Raw genomic sequence first — 877 nt, 5'->3', positions numbered from 1 at the left:
GCCTGTCCGGGCAGCAGTTCTTTTATCCGTTCCCACGCCTCGTCGCTTATATCGTGCCGGTGAATGCCTTCATTTCTTTTCATGCTTCTATTTTACCTCTTTTCCCCTATCCAGTCCACACTGCCTAGTCGCGGGATACACAAGCGTACAGTTGTGCGCCTCTCTACTGGACGTTTGCGTGCCTGTGCACCGTACAGGCACGCTCCTGTACACTGGATAGGTACGACCCGGTGCACTGTACAGTGCCCTGCCTATGCACGTTCTGCGTTACCGCGCCGCCGGTGTGCTCGCTGCCGACGCATCTACCCAAGCCTCATGAGCGGTTCTTCAGCAGTTCCGCAAACGGGCTGTAATGTGTGCCGTCGTCGCTGCCGGACGGCCGCGGACGGCGTTCCCCGCCGGTGCGCGCGGAACCTGCGGCGCGGCATCCGTCGGGCGCACCCACTCCACCATCTCCAGAAGCCCGCCCGCGCATGACGGTGTTTTGCCCGCCGCGACGCGCCGTCGCGCTCTTGAGCGACAGGCTGATTCGCCTGCGGTCGGAGTCGAGCCCGATAATGGTAAACTCCTTCACGTCGCCCGCTTTGAGCACGCCCAGAGAATCGGCGACGAACGAGTCGCTCATCTCGGATATGTGGAGCAGCGCGGTCTCTTTGACGCCCAAATCCACGAACGCGCCGAAGTCGACGACATTTTTGACCTTGCCCGTAACCTTCATGCCCTCTTTCAAATCCTCGAAGCTTACGACGCCCTGTTGCATAATCGGCTTGGGGTACGTGTCGCGCGGGTCGCGGCTCGGCTTTTGCAGCTCGCCGATAATGTCGTCGACCGTCTGCCGCCCGATTCCGTATTTCTCCCTGAGCTGCTCTTTGAGCAA

The 877-nt window shown here is 60.5% G+C and carries 1 protein-coding gene; it reads right to left on the bottom strand.

Annotated elements, in window-relative coordinates; all coding sequences use genetic code 11:
- Nucleotides 1-313 precede the first annotated feature (313 nt).
- Nucleotides 314-877 (bottom strand): S1 RNA-binding domain-containing protein (locus tag AWU74_RS06345; protein WP_162504944.1); only part of this gene is annotated, 564 nt, incomplete at its 5' end.

This window comes from Treponema endosymbiont of Eucomonympha sp. (genome assembly GCF_001028545.1).
Note: the sequence above shows the minus strand (reverse complement) of the source record. Positions and strands in the feature narration are given on the sequence as shown.